The organism is Bacillus sp. CH30_1T (assembly GCF_008364765.1).
Classification (GTDB): domain Bacteria; phylum Bacillota; class Bacilli; order Bacillales; family Bacillaceae_B; genus Rossellomorea.
This window is the reverse complement of the sequence record NZ_VTUY01000002.1, coordinates 57,287-75,841: the sequence shown is the minus strand read 5'-3', so window position 1 is coordinate 75,841 and position 18,555 is coordinate 57,287. Positions and strand designations below refer to the sequence as shown.

The 18,555-nt window shown below is 41.1% G+C and carries 16 protein-coding genes; all 16 read left to right on the top strand.

Annotated features, from left to right (window positions below; all coding sequences use genetic code 11):
- Positions 1-12: 12 nt before the first annotated feature.
- Positions 13-1,419: an extracellular solute-binding protein gene (locus F0342_RS03570; RefSeq protein ID WP_149154667.1), complete on the top strand. Its 1,407-nt coding sequence runs from the start codon at positions 13-15 to the stop codon at positions 1,417-1,419.
- A 145-nt stretch (positions 1,420-1,564) separates the two neighbouring features.
- Positions 1,565-2,440 (top strand): ABC transporter permease subunit, encoded by an 876-nt coding sequence (locus F0342_RS03565; RefSeq protein WP_149154666.1) that lies wholly within the window; start codon positions 1,565-1,567, stop codon positions 2,438-2,440.
- Between the two features lie 3 nt (positions 2,441-2,443).
- A complete protein-coding gene (locus F0342_RS03560; RefSeq protein ID WP_149154665.1) occupies positions 2,444-3,310 on the top strand; it encodes a carbohydrate ABC transporter permease in 867 nt (288 codons plus the stop codon).
- Between the two features lie 18 nt (positions 3,311-3,328).
- Positions 3,329-4,636, top strand: coding sequence for a CehA/McbA family metallohydrolase (locus F0342_RS03555; protein WP_149154664.1), 1,308 nt, complete (start codon positions 3,329-3,331; stop codon positions 4,634-4,636).
- 18 nt (positions 4,637-4,654) lie between these two features.
- Entirely contained in the window at positions 4,655-4,990 is a 336-nt protein-coding gene (locus F0342_RS03550) for an MgtC/SapB family protein (protein WP_149154967.1), read from the top strand.
- Positions 4,991-5,125: 135 nt separating this feature from the next.
- Complete coding sequence (locus F0342_RS03545; RefSeq protein WP_188048390.1) at positions 5,126-5,851, top strand: glycerophosphodiester phosphodiesterase; 726 nt, start codon at positions 5,126-5,128, stop codon at positions 5,849-5,851.
- 12 nt (positions 5,852-5,863) lie between these two features.
- On the top strand, positions 5,864-6,778 hold the full coding sequence (locus F0342_RS03540; protein WP_149154662.1) for a hypothetical protein: 915 nt from the start codon (positions 5,864-5,866) through the stop codon (positions 6,776-6,778).
- A gap of 363 nt (positions 6,779-7,141) precedes the next feature.
- Complete coding sequence (locus tag F0342_RS03535) at positions 7,142-8,182, top strand: LacI family DNA-binding transcriptional regulator (RefSeq protein ID WP_149154661.1); 1,041 nt, start codon at positions 7,142-7,144, stop codon at positions 8,180-8,182.
- Between the two features lie 86 nt (positions 8,183-8,268).
- On the top strand, positions 8,269-9,585 hold the full coding sequence (locus F0342_RS03530; RefSeq protein WP_149154660.1) for an extracellular solute-binding protein: 1,317 nt from the start codon (positions 8,269-8,271) through the stop codon (positions 9,583-9,585).
- A gap of 71 nt (positions 9,586-9,656) precedes the next feature.
- On the top strand, positions 9,657-10,583 hold the full coding sequence (locus F0342_RS03525) for a carbohydrate ABC transporter permease (RefSeq protein ID WP_149154659.1): 927 nt from the start codon (positions 9,657-9,659) through the stop codon (positions 10,581-10,583).
- Positions 10,583-11,437 carry a carbohydrate ABC transporter permease gene (locus tag F0342_RS03520; protein ID WP_188048389.1) on the top strand — a complete coding sequence of 285 codons (855 nt, stop codon included), beginning with the start codon at positions 10,583-10,585 and terminating at the stop codon, positions 11,435-11,437. Before F0342_RS03525 ends, F0342_RS03520 begins: the two co-directional genes overlap by 1 nt.
- 183 nt (positions 11,438-11,620) lie before the next feature.
- Positions 11,621-12,595: an aldo/keto reductase gene (locus tag F0342_RS03515; RefSeq protein ID WP_395940657.1), complete on the top strand. Its 975-nt coding sequence runs from the start codon at positions 11,621-11,623 to the stop codon at positions 12,593-12,595.
- A 33-nt stretch (positions 12,596-12,628) separates the two neighbouring features.
- Positions 12,629-13,396, top strand: a complete 768-nt coding sequence (locus tag F0342_RS03510) for a sugar phosphate isomerase/epimerase family protein (protein ID WP_149154657.1) — start codon at positions 12,629-12,631, stop codon at positions 13,394-13,396.
- Between the two features lie 23 nt (positions 13,397-13,419).
- Entirely contained in the window at positions 13,420-15,522 is a 2,103-nt protein-coding gene (locus F0342_RS03505; RefSeq protein ID WP_149154656.1) for a DUF5054 domain-containing protein, read from the top strand.
- A gap of 48 nt (positions 15,523-15,570) precedes the next feature.
- Positions 15,571-16,614 carry an inositol 2-dehydrogenase gene (gene iolG, locus F0342_RS03500; protein WP_149154655.1) on the top strand — a complete coding sequence of 348 codons (1,044 nt, stop codon included), beginning with the start codon at positions 15,571-15,573 and terminating at the stop codon, positions 16,612-16,614.
- Between the two features lie 59 nt (positions 16,615-16,673).
- Positions 16,674-18,539 carry a 3D-(3,5/4)-trihydroxycyclohexane-1,2-dione acylhydrolase (decyclizing) gene (iolD, locus tag F0342_RS03495; protein WP_149154654.1) on the top strand — a complete coding sequence of 622 codons (1,866 nt, stop codon included), beginning with the start codon at positions 16,674-16,676 and terminating at the stop codon, positions 18,537-18,539.
- Positions 18,540-18,555: the final 16 nt, after the last annotated feature.

Genomic DNA, 18,555 nt, shown 5'->3' with positions numbered 1-18,555 from the left:
GGAGGAAATGCAATGAAGCAGAAAAAAAGCTTGAAGCTACTGGTTTTATTTATGGTTATTATTAGTTTATTCATCAGTGCTTGTTCCTCAAATGAAACATCAACGGATAAAAAAGATGATAAAGAAGAAAAGACACTTCGTATCTTATCAAGTGTGGTCGGTGGAAAAACACCGGAAGAAAATGATCTGTTTATAAAAGAAATTGAAAGATTAACAGGCATTAAGGTGGATTTAGTTAAGCCTCCAGCTGACTATAGTCAAAAATTAATGGCTTCTATTTCTTCAGGTGAAAAATTCGATCTTCTACTACTTACAAAAAACCAGATGGATATTCTAGTTGACCAAGGTGTGTTAACAGAGTTAAATGACAAAATTGATACTTCTAAGGTATTAGCTGATTCAACAGTCATTCCGACAGATGAATGGGAACTGATTACGTATGATGAAGGTAAAATCTACGGTGTGTTTAATAAATTTGAAGGTGGAACATTACCAATTGTCCGACAGGATTGGATGGAAAAATTAAATCTTGAAGCTCCCAAAACACTTGATGATTATTACAACGTGTTTAAAGCATTCAAAGAGCAAGATCCAGATGGAAACGGAAAAGATGATACGTATGGTCTTTCAACAGCTGGTTTATATGATATCCAAGGATTCTTAAGTGCTGCAGGGGTTAAATATCGATATGTCATTGATGAAGACGGTAACCGTACAATACCAATCTCAACAGATGCTGCCGTTCCAGTTTTTGAATGGTTTGCAAACCTTTATGAAGAGGGATTACTGGATCCAAACTTTGCAACAAATGATTCAGGGAAAATGCGTGAACTATTTTTAACCGACCGTGTAGGGGTGGTTACATATTGGGACGCATGGGTTGGATTATTTAACAACATTCGCCAAACTGAAGATCCAAATACGACTTTCGAGGCAAAAGGTATTACTGGCGCTGAAGGTAAAGATGGTAAAATCATGCTTCGCCGTGGTGATCCAAGTGTATGGGCAATACCTGTAAATGCTGAACATCCTGATGTTGCAATGGAATTCCTTGAATTCTGGCACTCTGAAGAAGGGAACATTTTATCGACTCTGGGAATTTTAGACCACGATTACACTTTAACTGATGGGAAATATGAGTTAACGGATGTTGGAAAGGAACATAGCATGGACCATGGTTCTCCGATTCCGAACAACACAAACTTTGAAAATCCATTCGGTTTACTGCCAGGTGTTGAAGATGCACAAGAACTCATTCTTGCAAACTCTTCTCTGGAAGTTTCCACAGCAGATTGGCCACAAGCAGAGAAAATCATTCAAAACTATGCATTTAAAGCAATGACGGGTGAAATGCCAGCAAAAGAAGCAGTAGAGAAGATGCATAAGGAACTAATGGATGCAGGTTTAATCGATAAATAATTCGAAGTTGCTCCGTACAGGGTGGTGCGAAAGCCCACCTTCTTTTTAAAATATGGATGGTAGGAACCTAAATATACCAACTCCGTAAACCTTTTGTTTTTTTAAAAACTCCTAGTATCCGAGATTATAAAAGGTGATGATATGAATGAATGCTCTTAAACGACACACTTGGCTGTACCTAATGATGATCCCTATTTTCGCCTATTTTATTCTATTTGCTTATTACCCATTGATAAGGGGGTTAGTGATTAGCTTCCAGGAATTTAGAATAATAGGGGATAAACCATTTGTCGGTTTTGAAAATTATATGACGGTTATACATGATCCGATATTTTGGCGTGTCTTAGTTAACACGTTATTAATTGGCGGGGGAATATTAATTGTCGGATTTTTCTTTCCTATCATTGTAGCTATATCACTTAATGAGGTTGTTCGGACAGCCTTTAAAAAGTTTACACAAATGGTTATCTATATCCCACATTTATTTTCATGGGTTGTCGTTGGTGGGATATGGATTTACATCTTATCTCCCGATGGAGGACTGGTAAATGAAATCATTAAAGCATTTGGTGGGAAACCGATCCATTTCTTTACACAAGATGAATATGCACGCCCTTTAATGGTCCTTACTGCCATTTGGAAGGATATGGGGTATATTTGCATCCTTTACTTAGCGGCCATTGTTGGGATAAGCCCTACATTATATGAAGCAGCGAAAATAGATGGTGCAACCCGTTGGCAAGAAATAAGACATATCATGATCCCGCAATTATATCCAACAATGAAGGTTGTATTTTTATTAAATATATTAGGTGTTTTAAAAATATTTGATCAAATTTTTGTTATGCGAAACCCAGCAATTATCAGGCAAGTTGACGTCTTAATGACTTATACGTATGAAAAGGGAATACTCCAATTTCAAATGGGAGTTGCGACGGCAGCCTCATTTATCGTTATTTTATTTACGCTCATTCTTACCCTTGTTGCGAGAAAAATGTTGCGTTTTGATGAGGAGGTATAGAACATGAAGGGATGGAGTCAGTGGAGTTTGAAGAGAAGACTTTTTTACAGCCTGAATACTCTTTTTCTATTACTATTAATACTTACGATGATTGTACCTTTACTGAATGCCCTTACCGTTTCATTGTCTTCAAATATCGAATCGATGAAACCAGGGATTAAACTATTCCCTACGGAAATCAGCTTCGAGGGATACGTTACCATTTGGAATAAAATGGAACTTTGGAGGCCGTTTTATAATAATGTTATTGTAACGGTGGTAGGTACTATCCTTCACGTCTTTTTATCTGCGATGGCTGGCTATGTACTAGTCCAAAGAGGGTTACCTGGTAAGAAACTTATGATAACTCTTATCATGTTAACGATGATGATTCCTGGAGAGGCCATCATGATTCCTTTATACGTGGTGAACAAGGAGCTTGGGTTATTAAATACACTTTCTTCTCTTGTCATACACGGTTTAGTTTCAGGATTTAGCGTTCTCTTAATGAGAAACTATTTCTCTACCGTATCGCATGATTTGGCTGAATCTGCAAGAATGGATGGGGCTGGAGATTTGCGAATATTCTTTCGGGTATTTTTACCGTTAGCAAAACCAGGTCTTGCGACGGTCACATTATTCGAATTTGTAAGCAGGTGGAATCACTTTACTTCGGCACTCTTGTATATAAACGATGATCAAAAATATACACTCCAGCTTGCACTTCGTTCTATCATTTTTACGTCTGATTCAACATCGAGCAGTGACTTTATAACAGCAAATGTCAGGATGGCAGGGATCATCATTGCTCTCATTCCGTTGCTGGTGATTTATCCATATGTACAAAAGTATTTTGTGAAAGGTATTATGCTTGGTTCATCAAAAGAATAGCAAGTGGAGGGATGAAAAATGGGAATTGTTCGAGAGAAATCCAATACTGAAACAGTGCAAAGATTTATTTCACATGATGAAGAGGGATTATATATTGAAGTTCCTTTCTCCGTTCCAGAAGGAGTGGAACAAATTAAGGTAGTAATGGAAGTGTCAAATGATGGTGTAGCATCAAGCATTATTGATTTAGGTGTCCGTGATCAAAATCGTGTTCGCGGCTGGAGCGGGGGGGCCAGAAAAGAATTCTACATACATCAGGCAAAGGCGACACCCGGATATTTGCATGGCGCCATCGAAGCCGGGGAATGGGCTGTTCTGCTTGGAAGCTATAAAGTTGCTAAACCAGGTTGTACAGTAAATGTAACCATTGAATATACATTGGAACAAGAACGCTGGTTAATAGGAGATCTCCACGTTCATAGTGTTCACAGTGATGGCATTTTTACGCTGGAGGAAAACGCAGGATTTGCTGAAAAAATGGGGCTTGATTTCATAGGCTTAACCGATCATAACGCAGCAAGTCAAAATGAAGCGTTTCCACGTGACACAAACACCTTGTTTATCCCTGGGATGGAGCTTACAACAAATAAAGGACATCTAAATTTATTCGGTGCAGAGGATCCTGTTAAGGATTTTCGTGTATCAACAATGGATGAATTGCATAGTCGGTTAAAAGAAGCTCGTGATCAGGGTGCCTATATTTCGTTTAATCATCCATATTGTCGCAATACCGGCTGGAGGTGGGATTGGGATTTTGATTACGATTGGGTAGAAGTTTGGAACGGACCGTGGAGAGAGGAAAATCAGAATGCAGTTGATTGGTGGCATGAACAACTTGTGTCAGGGAGAAGGCTAGTTGCGGTTGGCGGCAGTGATACACATCGACCGGATCCTTACGTGAAGCATGGGATGCCTGCTAACTGGGTGTATAGTAAGTCCCTAACAAGTACTGAAATACTTAAATCAATTAATAAAGGGCATGTGGTCCTAAGCTATTCGCCACAAGGGCCGTTTATTAACCTGACTTGCGGAGACCGTATGGTAGGTGAACTATGTGAAGAAAAGGATGATCAAGTAGTGCTGAAAGTGAATGATGTCCAATTTAGTGACATTGTCAAAGTAATATCAAACGAAGGTAACGAACAACAAGTCATGGTGGAAGAGGGATTGGATACATTGGAACTTTCGTGGGCTATAGATAATCGTACTTTTTATCGTGTGGAAGTATGGCGTTATTTTCCACAAGTGAAAAGAAGGTTAATGGCAGCGTTAAGCAATCCGATTTATTTCTCAAACGAAGGAAACCTCTATAAAAATAAAGACTAAGGGATCAGTGTGAAGGTTATGGATTTCATTGATACTCAATTGAATTCGTACGATTTTCTTTTTGAAAAGCGTCTTGGAATATCTGCTCTTCTTGGATACATCATCGGATGGGAAAGAGAATATTCCAATAAGACCGCAGGATTAAAAACACATCTATTGGTATCGTTAGGAAGCTGCTTGCTGCTTCTGTCGATCTATGGATTTTTAGAATGGGTTGACCATCCGAATGTCCGATATGATCCATCACGTGTAGCAGCAAGTGGTATATGGGATTGGTTAGCAGCGGGCGCCATTCTAGTTAGACCCAATTTAATTGTGTATGGCTTAACAACCTCGGCAAGAAGGTGGTTTTAATGGAAGGAATCTTTCAGAATTGAGGGAGGGATATGTGGTACATGGTGACAGGTCCCTTGTTTCTTGCCAAACAAATAGGTGAGTTGGGACAATGTACCAGTCCCTCCATCCCACCATAAATGCGAGGTGATTAGATTGAGCAAGCCATTGATAACAGCCCATTCTGGATGCATGGATACTCGGCCGAACTCTGTGACTTCTGTCATGGAAGGTTTGAATGCAGGGGCAGATGTGATAGAGGTGGATATTCGGGTCACGAGAGATGGAAAAGTAGTCCTGCATCATGATGAGGAAGTCCGGACAAATGCAGAATTTAAGAGATTGAGAGATTTAACGTATGTGGAATTAAAACACATCATGAAAGAAGGCAACATTTACTTGCTTGATGAAGTGTTACCTCTTATCAAGGAGCGCCATCGAATGATCAATCTGGATGTGAAGGATCTTGATGTCATTGATCCTTTGATCCAGACGGTTGAGAAACATAAGATGAGGGATAGCGCCATCTTCTCCGGATGTGAAAAAGAAACAGCAATTTATGTCAAAACGTTTTACTCCCCGTACCAAGTGTTGTTAAATGCAAATGCAAGTCACTTTCTAAAGGGAGAAGAAGACTATAAAGCCTTTGTGAAAAAAACGATCGAAGATGCGATTATTTGCTCATGCTGTGGAATTAATGTCAATTATCAGCTATGTAGGGAAGATTTCATCGAACCTGCAAGATTAAGAGGACTTCCTACATCAGTATGGACAGTAGATGAGTTGGATATGATGAATAGGTTTATAGAAATGGATGTTCATTCCATCACAACGAATGAGGTGACAACTCTTGTAGGCTTAAGAAATAAAAGAAAAGGGTGAGGAGATTGTCTGATGATTGAAACGTTTTTACATGAGTGGAATAAGCGAAATCAAGAAATCATGGCAAATATGAAAAAAGAGAAGATATCAACGAATCATTTTTATGAACTCGCGATTACTCAACTGGAACTTTTAAAAAAAGTCTATCCTCAGCAAGTAAAGTATACCTCACAGCAGGCTGAGTTTTATCACTTAGATGGTTATTTACGCAAAGCAGGAGAGCTGTATCAAAGAGTGCTAGAGTTAGACCCCTTGGTGCCACTCTCTAAAAAAGAAATACGGCTGATCCAAACATTTTGTCCGATCCTCATGATTACTCCAAAAGAGTGTTTTCCTCTAAAAGATATTGTCGCTATTCATCATCCGTCTAAGCCTCTGATGGGTTATCACTTATTCTGGGAGGACGATTATGATTTCCCTGATGATTATGAACCGTGTGATCATGAAGAAATTTGGATTGAGTATCATCCAGTAACTGAAGTGGTGACTAATGTCATGTGCTGGTTCCATTCTAGAGTTCTCAGTTCAGAAGCTGCCGTTAAAGAAGCACAAAATCATCAACAGAGAGCGATTATCAGAATCGAATGGGGGAAACATGGGTCTCTACTTTGCGGGTGGGAAAAGATGAAGGAACCTTTAACGGGTATTCTACTTTCAGATTGGCTGAAAGAATCGTATCAACTAGTTAAATCAGGTGGCCGTTTACCTGATCACCCTTTAAAACGGTATTGGCCAAAAGGGTTTGAAGGTGACCTTGATGACTATACTGATTATTCAGTAAAGGTAGACCTTTTAGATTATTTGATTGAAAAGCCATTAATGTTTAAAACCAAATGGGTAAATGCCGTCATCTTCACACATTCCTTACATTATAATTTTCATCCGAAAATGGAATGGCCTGAGCGGTTTGTTCATTCTTTGGAATAACCATGAAGCGTCAAAACATTAATGAAGGAGATTTGTACATCCTTTTTGTTTTCTTGGAACGGATATACAGAATGTCTTCTTTTTCTCATAGTGATTGCTTCGAAGGGACTTGCTGCGGGTCATACTATTGAAAAAAGGTGAGGAATGAAAATGACCACTCAAACTCACAAAAAAGTATTATTCAGAATATTGACTTATTTTAAAATATTAAATATAATGGACTCATCAATAATGAAACCGGTTCGATAAAACACGATGATCATTCACTATTTTTATCTATAAAAAGCCATAATTACCTTATATAATGGATATTTTTTTTACTATCAATGAAACCGGTTTAACGAAGAGAGAAGAGGAGATAGCGTGACAACCATTGGTGATGTAGCAAGAGAAGCAGGTGTATCTAAAAGTACCGTATCCAATGTATTTAGTAAAAAACGGCCCATCAGTATCGAAGTGACGAATAGAGTATTAGAAGTGGCCAATCAATTGAACTATGTTCCAAACCATATGGCGCGCAGTTTAGCGACGAAAAAGACAATGATCATTGGTCTTAAAATGCCTACATATGCAGAGTTTGAATTAAGCAGTTTCGAAATGAAAGTGATTAATAGTGTTGTGAAAAAATGTTCTGAAAACGGGTACAGAGTTCTATTGGACCGGATATTCGAAGAAGAGGAAACGAGCTTCGCCTCGAATGATCCAGTTGATGGAGTCATTCTGTTAAATCCACGGGATGAAGACCAGAGAATCAAGAAATACAAAGCCTCGAATACACCTTTTGTCATTATCGGAAGACCGAATGATACAAATGGTGATACGAAATATGTTGACAACAACAATACGGAGATGGTGAAGGAAGTAGGAGAATATTTGATTGGACTTGGTCATAAAGAGATTCTGTTCTTGAATGCCTCCTCACATATGACGGTTTCAGAGGACCGGAAATCGGGTTTGAGACAAGCCTATGAAAACTACTCGATCCCATTTCCAGAAGAAGATGTCGTATATTATGATATTTCAGAATATAAAAATGGTTCAGAATACGGATATATGAGTTTACTGGAAAACTATAAAAAGAAAAAATACACAGCAATCATTGCTGATACTGATCGAGTGGCCTTAGGTGCCATAAGGGGAGCAAGGGAGCTTGGGATCGATATTCCAAATGATGTTTCGCTAGTCGCTCTAAGCAACAATGAGACCCTTGCGCATGAGATCAATCCTACATTGACCAGTATAGAATTGCTTCCTGAAAAATTGGGGGAAGAAGCTGCAAACATGTTAATCAGCACACTTCATCATGAGTTGTCACCAAAGTGTAAAATCATCCCTGCCAAGTTGGTTCTGAGAGATTCATGTAAGGGAATAAATGAGAGACTCACAGTTGAAGGGGGGAGATAAGGGGAAGGTGGGTTTAGCAAGGGGTATGCTTCATAGGGTGTAAAATGTAAGCGTTTTAACTTGATGGTAGAACAAGGGGGAGAACAATGAAAAAAGTATTGTTATTTGTAGTCGCCGTTTTACTAGTACTAGCTGGATGTCAATCATCAACCGGGAGTTCTACAGAAGAGAAAATCACTGTCAACCCGCCTGACCGCGATCTGGTTGCTGAAGGGCTTCCTGCTTTTAATCAAAAGGTGGCAGATTTACCAAAGACAGATTTAGAAATTTGGTTGGCTGCTGATTATGCGAACACAGCACCGATCACTGAGGCTATTGAAGAATTTAAAGAAGTGTACCCTAATATCTCGGTTAAGACAGTAGGGATTGAATGGGGAGATATGAGTAATAAAGTGAAACTGGCTGTTTCAAGTGGTGCTGTTCCAGATATGGCACATGCTCATGCGTTTGCAATGGGAGCACAGGGATTGGCTGAACCGCTTGATGATTTATGGGATGAATGGGGAGAAGAAGATCAGTTTGTTCCTGGCGGGATTGAGGATACCGTATGGAAGGGTGTTAAATACGGTGTGCCAATTGATATAAATACGACAATCTATCTCTATAATAAGAGAGTTTTTGAAGAAAACGGTATAACAGAAGTCCCTAAAACGATGGATGAATTAGTTGAAGTCTCTAAAAAATTAACGAAGAAAGATGGTTCTCAATACGGGATCGTAACAAGTGCAAGCGGATGGAGTTTCTTTGGAAATGTTGTGGCAGCAGGGACAAACAACCTGAAATTTACCGGTGAAGACATAACGGCCAATTTAAATGATCCTGTCATCGTTGAAACGATGGAGAAGTACACGGGATTAGCAACAGTTGATAAATCTTCACCTGTACCACCGCCGCAACAGCGTCAAACAGATCATCCTGTCGCCATGTTTGGAACAGGAAGAGCGGTTTCATTCGTTTCTGGACCATGGGATATTGCTAGAATCAAGAATGAGTTCCCGGATGCATACGAAGATTTAGCTACCGCTCCACTTCCAGGTGCTGAACAAGGTTCTGTATTAGGTGGAGGAAGTTTGTTCGTGCCTAAAGGGTCGGAGAATAAAGTGGCCTCATTTGAATTGATGAAATGGTTCATTTCTGATAAATATGCAATCCGTTTAGCGAAGGAAGAAGGTCGTCATCCGGTAAAAGCTCATTTATATGAAGATGAGTTTTATAATGATCCATTACTTAAGCCATATGTTGAAACACTCCAACATGCCCAACCGTATAAGCTTGAAGCATTCCCGGAAGCAAATGATGCGTGGGGTAAAGCATTACGTGCTGTGTTTGATGGTGCCGATCCGCAGGAAGTGCTGGATGATGCACAGAAAATCGCAGAGCGGGAGATTGAGAATCCGAATTAAGTTCGTTAACAAAGGGTGAGCAGAAAAAGGTATGTAGGTACATACCTTTTTCTTATAAGGGAGTGAAAAGGATGAAAACAGAGACTGTTAATGAATACAATTCAGTCATAAAACCGAAAAAAGAAATGCATAAGCTTAAAGACCATATTGGATCCTATCTATTTGTACTACCTGCCTTGACGTTTTTAACCTTGTTTTCGATTGTGCCCATCATCTATTTGATTTGGCTGAGCTTTCACGAATATAGTCTTCCGAATCCTGCTGTATTCAATGGACTGGAAAACTATGCCCGAATGCTTCAGGATGCCTTGTTTATCAAAAGTATCGGCAACACGCTCGTGTATACAGTAGGTTCGATGGCCATCGGATTAAGCGGAGCCATTGCGGTGGCAGTTCTATTGAATCGAAAGCTTAAAGGAATCCGTTTTTTTAAAGTATTTTATTTTTTACCTACGATCACTTCAGAAGTTATTACCGCCATGATCTTCTTATGGGTTTTCGATAATAACCTAGGAATCTTAAATTACATATTGAAAGTAGCTGGTGTAGAGACCCCTCCTGCCTGGCTGTTACAGCCTACAACGGCCATGCTCATTCTAATCCTCATTGGTGCATGGAGAGGGACTGCTTACAATATCCCGATATTCCTTGCAGCGCTTCAAGCGGTTCCTCAGTCTCTCTATGAAGCTGCCCGCATTGATGGTGCAAACTCTTGGAAGCAATTTGTTCATATTACATTGCCATCCATAATGCCCATCTTAGTCTACTGCATGGTTATGTCTGTCATTGGATCCTTCCAGGTCGTAGCGGTTGTAGACATCTTGACCAATGGTGGACCGATGGATAGTACGATGGTTGCCATCAAACATATTTGGCAGCAATCCTTTGAGTTTAACTATGTCGGTTATGGTGCGGCCCTATCATTTGTATTATTCCCATTCTTATTAGGAGTTACATGGCTCCAACTAAGACTATCATCAGGAAAGGATAAAAAATGATGAAAAAGTCAAACATGATTCGAAATGTCCTTTTGTACGTTATGCTTTCGATTGTCTTGCTGATTTTCTTAGGTCCTTATATTTGGATGTTTATGACATCTGTCAAAACACAAGGTGATGTCATGGCATGGCCACCGAAGATCATACCTACTGAATACTATTGGGAGAATTTCTTAAGGATTTGGCAGGAAACCAATTTGCCAAGAGCATTTTTCAACAGTTTTGTCGTGTCTGTGCTTGCTACGTTGATCAATGTTTTCCTATCGTCCCTTGCAGCGTTTGCTTTTGCACGCCTTCGATTTCCTGGCCGGGATAAGCTGTTTATGATGGTGCTTGCAACTATGATGATTCCAACTGGACTGATGGTCGTTCCACTATTCTTCATGATGAAAAATGTTCCGTTCGCAGGACCTGATGGATTGCTTGATTCATATGCCGGACTCATTTTGCCCTTCGCCGTGACAGGATTTGCTATTTTCCTTATGAGACAGAATTTCCTATCGGTTCCTCGTGAATTGGATGAGCAAGCTACCATTGATGGGTGTTCTAAATTTCAAATTTATTGGAGAATTATCCTTCCGTTGAATAAACCTGCGATTGCATTAGTCACAATTTTCAGCTTTCTCAGTCATTGGAATGAATACTTATGGCCGTTAACGATTGCCAGGTCGCAGGAAATGTATACCGTCCAAATTGCCTTGAAAGCATTCCAAGGTCAATACAATATCGATTGGCCTCTGATTATGGCTGGGGCGACAACGGCCGCACTTCCGATGATCATTTTATACTTTATTCTTCAACCTTTATTTGAACAAGGATTAGGTGGACTCGGTACAGGAGGGAAAGAGACGTGAGTACGATAAACAGTTGACCTTTCCCTTTTCAATCGAAAACGATATGGAGGAATTAAGACTTATGTTGGATTTAGACAGATAAAGCGCTTTGGGACGTAAACTCGGAAGAACCGATTGTGATCAGTAATCCGATTTACTTTGACTAGTTTCGAAAGTAACTAGATTAGAAGGGGGAACTACCTCGTGAACTATCACACATTAAAGGCTGTTATTGATCAAAAGTATGCGGAGAAAAGCTGTTCGCGATTAATAATGGGGACAGCTCACTTATATGAATATGAGAGCAAGGAGCAAGCTTTTTCCATATTGGATGAGTATGTAGCCTTAGGCGGCAATATGTTCGACACTGCTCATCAATATATTGAAAGTGAGTCTATATTAGGAGAATGGCTGGAGAAGAGCGGGAAGAGAAATAAGCTCTTTATCATGACAAAAGGTGCCCATCCGGATGATGGGGAACCTGGTCCGCGTTTATATCCTAAAGCAATAAAAAATGATCTTATGGAAAGTCTCGAACGTCTTCGGACAGATTACATCGATTTTTATGCGCTGCATCGAGATGATGAAACGGTTGAGGTGGGCGAGATTATTGAAGCTTTAAATGAACATCTTAACGCTGGACGAATTCATGCGATGGGTGCCTCGAATTGGACACATCTGCGCATACAGGAAGCGAATGAGTATGCCGCTGAACATGGATTGATAGGGTTTACCTTCAACAGCCCGAATCTGAGCCTGGCAAAGTGCAATGAGCCAAGATGGCCTGGTTGTGTGTCAGTGAATGATGACATGCTTGATTGGCATATCGGCACGCAGATGCCACTTTTTTCATGGTCTTCTCAAGCAGGCGGATTCTTTAGCGGTCGATTCTCCCCGGACGTTCAAGACAACGAAGAAATGGTGCGAGTCTACTATCAAGAAGGGAACTGGGAACGCTACAAGCGTGCACAGAACCTGGCAGAGTTAAAGGGGTGTACTCCTATTCAAATCGCTCTGGCCTATGTTCTCAATCAACCGTTCTTAGCGGGTGCGATCATTGGTCCTCAAACAAAGGAAGAACTGACATCTTCCATAGAAGGTTCTAAGATAACCCTTACTTCTAAGGAAATGAACTGGTTAAATCTCAGGGGAAAAGAAGATGTACTGGAAAACATCTGATGTAAGAAGCATGGACGGAAGGAGAGGGAACCCATGAAGCATAAATTTGCAGCTCAATTGTATACCTTAAGAAACGAAATAAGCTTAGACTTTCCAGGGGTGTTATGGAAATTAAAAGATATGGGGTGGGAAGCTGTACAACTCGATGGTTTATTTGGCTATTCAGCACAAGAAATTGCCCGTGTCATGAAGCAGGCAGGACTTGAGACAGCGGGCATGCATGTGCCGCTAGATCGATTAAAGAATGAATTTGACCAGGTGCTCGAGGAAGCCAGGATCTTTGAAACAAGTGATATCATCTGCCCATATTTAGATGAAAAGATGAGAAATGCTGAAGGGTATATTCAGGCGAAGAAAGAACTGATTCAAATTTCCCGGAAGGCTTCCCCTCTAGGCTTTCATATTGGCTATCATAATCACGATTTCGAATTCATGACGTCGGTCGATGGTGTAACTGCGCTGGATTATATTCTTGCCCCTGAAGATGGGGTCCGTATTTTCCCGGAAATTGATACCTATTGGGTGAAGAAAGCAGGCTTAGACCCCCTTACCTATATCCAGCGATGTACATCACGCATGCCAATTGTGCACCTTAAGGATATGAGTGCCGATAAATATGAAGATTTTGTTGAAATCGGTGAAGGGTGTATCGATTTTCTTCCTATCCTTAACTGGGGTGAACAAAACGGTGTTCAGTGGTATGCGGTAGAACAGGATGAGTGTTCAGGAAATCCACTGGACAGTCTTGAATTAAGCCTGAAGAATTTAATGAATATGACATCCAACCACTTGAGCAATTAAGAAATGACTAGAGGTGAATCGACATGAAGGATATCGAAGTGGTGCATGTAATTTTCAAGACCCATTTAGATCTTGGATTTACGGACCTTGAAGAGAATGTAACCAATCAATACATGAGTTCCTATATACCAAAGGCCATACAACTAAGCGAAGAGCTTGCAAAAGAGGGGGAAGAAGCCCAGTTTGTCTGGACGACGGGCTCCTGGCTCATTCATGAATATTTAAAAAGAGCCGATGAACAACAGGCAAAGAAAATGGAAGAAGCCATTCATAAAGGATATGTCTCTTGGCATGGTTTACCCTTTACAACCCATACAGAATTGATGGATCGACGCCTCCTTGAGCATGCATTGTCCATTTCAAAGAATCTAGATGAGAGATTCGGGAAACATACCATTTCTTCGAAAATGACCGACGTTCCAGGACATACGAATGCGATGGTTTCTTCTTTAGCTGAAAACGGAATAGAATATTTGCATTTAGGGGTGAACCCGGCATCAAAAGTGCCGAACGTCCCAAATCTATTTCGTTGGAGAGGAAGCGATGGAACAGAAGTGATAGTTAATTATGCTGATAACTATGGTGATGTCCTCAAGATTGACGGGATAAATGAAGTCATGGTATTCGCTCATACCGGTGATAATTGCGGGCCACCTTCCATTGAAGAGATCAAACATGAGTTTCACCAACTGGCCAAGAAATTTCCGAATGCCAAGATTAAAGCATCGACTATGGATGAATTTGCAGTGAAACTTAGAGCAATTAAACATAGATTACCGATTGTCCTTGAGGAGATCGGGGACACGTGGATCCATGGCACCGGCACAGATCCAAAGAAAATATCACACTACCGTGAACTGCTGAGACTACGAAACAAATGGCTCGATCAAGGAAGAATGCAAGAAAACAGTAAGGAATATAAGGGATTTTCAGATTTATTATTGTTAATTCCTGAACATACATGGGGGCTAGATGAAAAGAAGTACCTAAATGATTACAAGAATTATTCGAAACAGGATTTCCAAAGGGCTCGAAAACAAAACCGCATCTCAAAGGATGCAGTACCTGACAAATATAGCTACATAGGATCATTTGCGATGCATGAATTTGATGGTATGTCAGAGCAATTATTTTCAACCACCTGGGAGGAGAGAAGCTATCGCTTCTTTGAGCGTTCATGGAACGAACAAAGAGCCTATTTACAAAAAGCGGTTGCCTGTCTTTCAGAGGATAAACAGAAAGAAGTCGAAGAGGCATTTCATTCCCTTTCTCCCAATCGATTAGAAGGAATGGAAGGAGATCCACTTGATTTAGACTCTCTCTATAAGCTTGGTGCATTTGAGGCGGCATTTTCCGGGGATGGTTCGATTTCTAAATTAGTGGACGCTTCCGGCAAGGAATGGGCGGACCAGCATCACCCATTAGGGGTCATTACGTATGAAACGTTTGGTGTTGAAAACTATCACACATGGTTTCAGCAATATGTAGTCAATATTGGGCAAACGTATCGTTGGTCTGAAGCGGATCAAGGAAAACCTGGAATCGAGCTAGTCAACCCCATCCCAAAACAAGAAAAGTATAAACCCAAAGTGGAATCGATTCGGAAAGTGACGCATAGAGAAGCAGATCACGTGCATGTAAGGTTGAAATTGCCTAATCAAGCGGTTGAATATTTTGGAGCTCCAAGAGTGATAGAACTCATGTATCTTTTTAGTAAAACCGACTCGACTATCGAGATTGAATTGAATTGGTTTGATAAGGATGCGAACCGATTACCAGAGGCCATTTGGTTTTCGTTTATCCCAATGGTTGATAATCATAACTTATGGAAAATGGACAAAATCGGAGAGTGGGTTTCACCTTTGGAAGTCGTGAAAAATGGAAATCGTAATCTTCATGCCGTACAAACAGGGGTGGCCTATCATGGGGCGGACGGTGAGGCTGTGATTGAAAGCAAGGATGCCCCCTTGGTGTCACCGGGCAAACCAAGATTGCTTGAGCTTGATAATACGTTTTCTTCTCTTGAAGGAGGATTTCACTTCAATTTATACAATAACGTGTGGGGAACAAATTTTCCAATGTGGTACGAAGAAGATGCCAAGTTTAGATTCTCAATCAAACTGTAGTTTTACCAGTCTATTAATCTAACCACTTTCTAAAGGGGGAAAGTCCATATGAGTAAAACAAAACTAACGATTGGAATCATCGGTGCGGGAAGAATCGGAAAGTTACATGCTGAAAACCTGGTTCATCATCCTAACGTAAACCTTAAAATCGTTTCTGATATTCAGTCGGAAACACTCTTTGATTGGGCGGCCTCTATTGGAGTCCCGAACATAACGAGTGATTTTAAGGAAGTGTTGGAGGATGCTGAGATCGATGCGGTGTTTATTTGTTCACCTACGAATACACATACGAGCGTCATTAGGGAGGCAGCCAAAGCGAAAAAACATATTTTCTGTGAGAAACCGATCAGCTTTGATATAGAAGATTCAGAGAAAGCGCTAAAGGTTGTCCATGAGGAAGGTGTTTCCCTTCAAGTCGGGTTCAATCGCAGGTTTGACCATAACTTTAAAAAGGCTTTCGAGCTTGTTCAAGAGGGCTCTATTGGTACACCTCATATTGTGAAAATCACCTCACGTGATCCCAGTCCGCCCTCTGAACAATACATCAAATCTTCTGGCGGGATGTTCATGGATATGAGCATTCATGATTTTGATATGGCCAGATATGTGTGCGGCAGTGAGGTAACGGAAGTGTTCGTACATGGAGTAAGCCTGATCGACCCGGTCTTTTCTGAGAATGGCGACATCGATACAGCGATCATCTCCTTGAAGTTTGCCAATGGAGCAATCGGAGTCCTCGATAACAGCCGGAAGGCCGTGTATGGGTATGATCAACGATTAGAAGTATTTGGTTCAAAAGGGTCTGTCACTGTAAACAATGATCACCCGACGACAGTGGAGGTAAGCACTGAAACAGGTGTTTATCGGGATAAACCGAAATATTTCTTCCTCGAACGCTATAAAGAATCCTATATAGATGAAATCAATTCCTTCATACAATCGATCTGTCATGAAAGGCCTATTATCTGCGATGGAAATGATGGGCTGCAAGCGGAACGGATTGCTCGGGCAGCCAGGGAATCATTTGTAACTGGGCATGCTGTGAAGCTGGAGTCATTAAATAAGTCAGCCAGACCATTTTCTTTAGGTTAGGAACTTATGTAGAGACTGTAAGAATATTTGCTTATGAAACCTTCAGGAGGTGTATTGTCATGAAAACGATTCGATTAACCATGGCGCAGGCGTTAATTAAATTCCTGGATCAACAGTATATCGAGATGGATCATTCCGAAAATAAATTCTTTAAAGGTGTGTTTGGTATCTTTGGCCATGGCAATGTGACGGGGATAGGTGAAGCGTTAGAACAAGAGAGTCACGAGTTGACCTTTATTCAGGGGAAGAATGAGCAAGGGATGGTTCATGCTGCTACAGCTTTTGCCAAGCAGAAAAATAGGTTGGAAACCTTTGCTTGCACAACCTCTATCGGTCCTGGTGCATTGAATATGGTCACAGCAGCCGGGACTGCGACTGCCAACCGCATCCCCGTTTTATTACTACCGGGCGATACCTTCTCCTGCCGGCAGCCGGATCCCGTCCTACAGCAGATTGAAAACCCGATGGACTACACGGTATCAGCGAATGATGCCTTTAAGGCTGTAAGTAAATATTGGGATCGCATTACGCGGCCAGAACAACTGATGACCGCAGCTATACATGCCATGCGTGTCCTGACCGATCCGGCAGAAACGGGAGCTGTAACCCTTTGCCTTCCACAGGATGTTCAAAGTGAAGCCTATGATTATCCAATTGAGTTCTTTAATAAGAGAGTCCACTTTATAGAACGTAAGCCCTCGCCATCTTCAGCAATCCAGCGGGCAGCCAATTTGATAAGGTCGAAAAAGAATCCGATCATCATCTCCGGAGGCGGTGTTCATTACTCATTTGCAACCCAAGAGTTGATCAGGTTCGCAGAGCATTTCCACATCCCTGTTGCTGAAACACAAGCCGGGAAAAGCTCCCTTCCTTGGAATCACCCTTTAAATGTCGGGGCGATTGGTGTAACAGGTTCATCTTCAGCTAACCGATTAGCCAAAGAGGCTGATTTGGTCATTGCCATCGGTACTAGATTAGGGGACTTTGCAACCGCCTCGAAGCAAGCCTTTCAGCAACCTGGTGTCGAACTACTCAGCATTAATGTCAACCCTATGGATGCAATGAAGATGAATGGTATGTCCATTGTGGCAGATGCAAAGGAAGCCTTGACATCGTTAAAGAATGAATTATCAAAGTTGTCCTATCAATCCCATCATGATATGGAACGAATTTCTTCCCTGAACTTGGAGTGGAAACATGAGGTAGATCGATTATTTGCAGAAGAGCATCCTGACGGTTTGTCCCAGTCAAGAGTGATCGGTGAGTTAAATGAACTGGTTGGTCAAGAATCGGTGATTGTTGGTGCTGCAGGCAGCCTCCCAGGAGATCTGCATCGTGTATGGAGGAGCCATTCTCCAAAGGATTATCACCTGGAGTATGGTTTTTCCTGTATGGGTTACGAAGTTTCCGGGGCATTCGGGGTAAAGCTTGCCGAACCAACGAAAGAAGTTTATGCCATGTGCGGGGATGGGAGTTTCTTGATGCTGCATTCAGAACTCCTGACTAGCATTCAGGAAGGGAGAAAAATAAACGTATTATTATTTAATAACAATGGATATCAATGTATCCATAATTTGCAGCGTGGACACGGAAGCGACGGTTATGGAAATGAATTCAGGTATCGTTCTCTTGATTCGGGTCAATTAACGGGACAGTATATGCCGATTGACTTCTCAGCTTATGCGGGAGCACTTGGAGTGAAAACCTATTCTGTCTCGACAATTGAAGAACTCCAAGTTGCGGTAAGCAAGGCGAAAAATGAAACCACTTCGACGCTTATTCATATGAACGTCGTCCCAGGTACCAATACAGATGGGTATGAATCATGGTGGAGAGTGGATGTAGCAGAGATTTCAAAAAGTGAAAAAGTAACAAAGGCTCATAAAGAAATGAAAGCGAATACTGAGCTTGCCAAAAAATACTGATGGGGTGCCCATTAAC